The sequence below is a fragment of the Arenimonas sp. genome (genome assembly GCF_041913985.1).
In the GTDB taxonomy this organism is placed as follows: Bacteria; Pseudomonadota; Gammaproteobacteria; order Xanthomonadales; family Xanthomonadaceae; genus Arenimonas.
Map to the genome: position 1 here is coordinate 18,602 of NZ_JAYSEG010000041.1, position 4,252 is coordinate 22,853.

The 4,252-nt window shown below is 67.1% G+C and carries 4 protein-coding genes and 3 tRNA genes; all 7 read left to right on the forward strand.

Features of this window, described 5'->3' with window-relative positions; genetic code table 11:
* Positions 1-197 precede the first annotated feature (197 nt).
* Complete coding sequence (locus ACE3Q2_RS12100; RefSeq protein ID WP_374474270.1) at positions 198-875, forward strand: 50S ribosomal protein L25/general stress protein Ctc; 678 nt, start codon at positions 198-200, stop codon at positions 873-875.
* Positions 876-926: 51 nt separating this feature from the next.
* Complete coding sequence (gene pth / locus ACE3Q2_RS12105) at positions 927-1,508, forward strand: aminoacyl-tRNA hydrolase (protein WP_374474272.1); 582 nt, start codon at positions 927-929, stop codon at positions 1,506-1,508.
* Between the two features lie 16 nt (positions 1,509-1,524).
* Positions 1,525-2,616 (forward strand): redox-regulated ATPase YchF, encoded by a 1,092-nt coding sequence (gene ychF, locus ACE3Q2_RS12110; RefSeq protein ID WP_374474274.1) that lies wholly within the window; start codon positions 1,525-1,527, stop codon positions 2,614-2,616.
* 73 nt (positions 2,617-2,689) lie between these two features.
* Positions 2,690-2,775: transfer RNA gene (locus ACE3Q2_RS12115), tRNA-Tyr, on the forward strand.
* Positions 2,776-2,809: 34 nt separating this feature from the next.
* Positions 2,810-2,883, forward strand: a tRNA-Gly gene (locus ACE3Q2_RS12120).
* Positions 2,884-2,917: 34 nt separating this feature from the next.
* A tRNA-Thr gene (locus tag ACE3Q2_RS12125) sits at positions 2,918-2,993 on the forward strand.
* Between the two features lie 66 nt (positions 2,994-3,059).
* Positions 3,060-4,250 (forward strand): elongation factor Tu, encoded by a 1,191-nt coding sequence (tuf, locus tag ACE3Q2_RS12130; protein ID WP_374474276.1) that lies wholly within the window; start codon positions 3,060-3,062, stop codon positions 4,248-4,250.
* Positions 4,251-4,252 lie beyond the last annotated feature (2 nt).

The following is a 4,252-nucleotide window of genomic DNA, read 5'->3' on the forward strand; positions in this document are numbered from 1 at the left end:
CCCCAACCAACCCCCCGATCCGCCTTGGGGGAGGGGTTTTGTGCGCTTTCGGGGTTTTCACCCCGGGGGGGGAAGCGGGTAGCGGCCCCGCGGGGCCCCGACCCCCGATTCCCGGAACGGGAACGGCGCGGGGCCTGGTCGCGGGCCGCGCGGAAAGCGCCGCAAGGCGCATCACACTTGAAGAAGGCAACATCAACATGGCTACCAACCACAACATCACGGCCACCGGCCGCAAGGACGAGGGCAAGGGTGCGAGCCGCCGCCTCCGTCGCAGCGGCCAGGTCCCCGCCATCGTCTACGGCGGCCACCAGGACCCGCAGAGCATCCAGATCGAGCACAACCACCTCTGGCTCGCCAGCCAGAACGAGTGGTTCTACTCGGCCATCCTGGACATGAGCGTCGACGGCAAGGTGCAGAAGGTCCTCCTGCGCGACATGCAGCGCCACCCGTTCAAGCAGCAGATCCTGCACCTGGACTTCCTGCGCGTGAGCGAGAACGAAGCCCTGCGCGCCAAGGTGCCGCTGCACTTCGTGAACCAGGAAATCTCCCCGGCCGGCAAGTCGGCGGGCGTCGTGGTCACCCACGAGCTCAACGAAGTCGAAGTCAGCTGCCTGCCGAAGGACCTGCCGGAGTTCATCGAGGTCGACCTGTCGGCCTTGGCGGTCGGCGACATCATGCATCTGTCGCAGGTCAAGCTGCCCAAGGGCGTCACCATCCCGGCCCTGGCCCACGGCAAGGAGCATGACCTGGCGATCGTGATCGCCAAGCACGCCCGCGTCGAGGCCGAGGAAACCGCCGCGCCAACCTCCGCCGAGGTCCCGGCTGCGAAGGTCACCAAGCCGGACGCCGCCCCGGCGGCGCCGAAGAAGAAGTAATCCGGCCTGCCGTCCCGGCCCCGGCCGGGACGGCATCCGAACGCTTCCGACGTGGCTGGTCTCCGCCTCATCGTCGGCCTGGGCAATCCCGGTGCCGAACACGCCCGAACCCGGCACAACGCCGGGTTCTGGTTTCTTGACGCCCTGGCCGAAAAGGCCGGCGCGCGCTTCGGCCTGGAGTCGAAGCTGCACGGCGAGACCGCCAAGGTCGAGCTGGGCGGGCAGTCGCTCTGGTTGCTCAAGCCGGCCACCTTCATGAACGCCTCCGGGCGCTCCGTGGCGGCGGCCCTGCGTTACTGGAAGATCGAGCCCGGGCAGGCCCTGCTGGCCCACGACGAGCTCGACCTGTCGCCTGGCACCGCCCGCCTGAAGTTCGACGGCGGCCACGGCGGCCAGAACGGCCTGCGCGACACCATCCAGCACCTGGGCCACGGCAAGTTCCACCGCCTGCGCATCGGCATCGGCCACCCCGGCCACAAGGACAAGGTCACCCCCTGGGTGCTTGGCCGGCCCGGGAAGGACGACGAGGCCGCCATCCTCCGGGCCATCGACGACGCCCTGGCGGTCCTGCCGCTGGCGGTCGCCGGCGAGTTCCCCGAGGCGATGAAGCGCCTGCACACCCCCAAATCCTGAGGAAGAAGACCCCACCATGGGTATCAAATGCGGCATCGTCGGCCTGCCCAACGTCGGCAAGTCCACCCTGTTCAACGCGCTGACCAAGGCCGGCATCGCCGCCGCCAATTTCCCCTTCTGCACCATCGAGCCCAACACGGGCGTGGTGCCGGTGCCGGACCCGCGCCTGAACCAGCTGGCCGAGATCGTCAAGCCGCAGAAGGTCATCCCGACTTCGTTCGAGTTCGTGGACATCGCCGGCCTGGTCGCCGGCGCGTCCAAGGGCGAGGGCCTGGGCAACAAGTTCCTGGCGCACATCCGCGAGGTGGACGCCATCGCGCACGTGGTGCGCTGCTTCGAGCACACCGACATCGTGCACGTGGCCGGCAAGGTGGACCCGATCTCGGACATCGAGACCATCGACACCGAGCTGGCCCTGGCCGACCTGGATTCGGTCGAAAAGGCCCTGAACCGCGCCGAGCGCGAGGCCAAGACCGGCAACAAGGACGCCATCGCCCGCAAGGAGGTCCTGGCGCGCCTGCGCGCCGGCCTCGACGACGGCACCCCGGCCCGGGCCCTGGGCCTGTCGGCCGAGGACAGGGCGGTCGTCCGCGACCTGTTCCTGCTGACCCTCAAGCCGGTGATGTACGTGGCCAACGTGCTCGAGGACGGCTTCGAGAACAACCCGCATCTGGACGCCGTCCGGGCCCGGGCCGTGAAGGAGGGCGCCCAGGTGGTGCCCGTCTGCGCCGCCATCGAGGAGGAGCTGGCCCAGCTCGAGGACGCCGACCGGGCCGAGTTCCTGGCCACCATGGGCCTGGACGAGCCCGGCCTGAACCGCGTGATCCGCGCCGGCTACGCCCTGCTGGGCATGCAGACCTACTTCACGGCCGGCGTGAAGGAAGTCCGGGCCTGGCAGGTGCACAAGGGCGCCACCGCGCCCCAGGCCGCGGCCGTGATCCACACCGACTTCGAGAAGGGCTTCATCCGCGCCGAAACCATCGCCTTCGACGATTTCATCAAGTACAAGGGCGAATCCGGCGCCCGCGACGCCGGGCGCCTGCGCCTGGAGGGCAAGGAATACGTGGTCCAGGAAGGCGACGTGCTGCATTTCCGCTTCAACGTCTGAGCCCCGGGAAAAATATTGTCCGGAAGGCGTTGACAATTAGGGCGGGTGCCGTGAAAATTACGGGCTCCCTGACGGAGGGATACCCAAGCGGCCAACGGGGGCAGACTGTAAATCTGCTGGCTCACGCCTTCGGTGGTTCGAATCCACCTCCCTCCACCAGCTCGGCAGGACCAGTCGGCACCGGTCCAGCAGGGCGGGAGTAGTTCAATGGTAGAACCTCAGCCTTCCAAGCTGATCATGCGGGTTCGATTCCCGTCTCCCGCTCCATTGGATTGAAGTTCCACCGCAAGACCCAAGATTCGCTCATGTAGCTCAGTCGGTAGAGCACTTCCTTGGTAAGGAAGAGGTCGCTGGTTCGATTCCAGTCATGAGCACCACCACCCCGGTCCCGCACCGCGCGGGTCCGGACGAAGACAAACCTTGACTCCACCGGGTAAACGCTAATGTCCAAGGAAAAGTTCGAGCGCAAGAAGCCGCACGTGAACGTGGGCACCATCGGTCACGTTGACCACGGCAAGACGACGCTGACGGCGGCGCTGACGAAGGTTGGCGCGGAGCGTTTCGGTGGCGAGTTCAAGGCGTACGACGCGATCGACGCGGCGCCGGAAGAGAAGGCTCGCGGCATCACGATTTCGACCGCGCACGTGGAGTACGAGTCGCCGACCCGTCACTACGCGCACGTGGACTGCCCGGGCCACGCCGACTACGTGAAGAACATGATCACGGGTGCGGCGCAGATGGACGGCGCGATCCTGGTGTGCTCGGCCGCTGACGGCCCGATGCCGCAGACGCGCGAGCACATCCTGCTGGCTCGCCAGGTGGGCGTTCCGTACATCGTGGTGTACATGAACAAGGCCGACCTGGTCGACGACGCCGAGCTGCTCGAGCTGGTCGAGATGGAAATCCGCGAGCTGCTGAGCAAGTACGACTTCCCGGGCGACGACACCCCGATCATCAAGGGTTCGGCGCGCTCGGCGCTGGAAGGCGACCAGTCGGAGATCGGCGTGCCGTCGATCATCAAGCTGGTGGACGCGCTGGACACCTGGATCCCGGAGCCGCAGCGTGACATCGACAAGCCGTTCCTGATGCCGGTCGAGGACGTGTTCTCGATCTCGGGCCGTGGCACGGTGGTGACGGGCCGCATCGAGCGCGGCATCATCAAGGTGGGCGACGAAATCGAGATCGTGGGCATCCGTCCGACGGTCAAGACGACGGTCACCGGCGTTGAGATGTTCCGCAAGCTGCTGGACCAGGGCCAGGCGGGCGACAACGCGGGCCTGCTGCTGCGCGGCACGAAGCGTGACGAAGTGGAGCGCGGCCAGGTGCTGTGCAAGCCGGGTTCGATCACCCCGCACACCGAGTTCGAGGCGGAGGTGTACGTGCTGTCGAAGGACGAGGGCGGCCGCCACACCCCGTTCTTCAAGGGCTACCGTCCGCAGTTCTACTTCCGCACGACCGACGTGACTGGCGCCTGCCAGCTGCCGGAAGGCGTGGAGATGGTGATGCCGGGCGACAACGTGAAGATGGTGGTGACCCTGATCGCGCCGATCGCGATGGACGAGGGCCTGCGCTTCGCGATCCGCGAGGGTGGCCGCACCGTCGGCGCCGGCGTGGTTGCCAAGATCATCAAGTAAGC

Bases quoted from the DNA above. Each gene is read 5' to 3' on its own strand.
- ACE3Q2_RS12100 (WP_374474270.1), top strand. From the start codon at position 198: ATGGCTACCAACCACAACATCACGGCCACCGGCCGCAAGGACGAGGGC.
- tuf (WP_374474276.1), top strand. From the start codon at position 3,060: ATGTCCAAGGAAAAGTTCGAGCGCAAGAAGCCGCACGTGAACGTGGGC.
- ychF (WP_374474274.1), top strand. From the start codon at position 1,525: ATGGGTATCAAATGCGGCATCGTCGGCCTGCCCAACGTCGGCAAGTCC.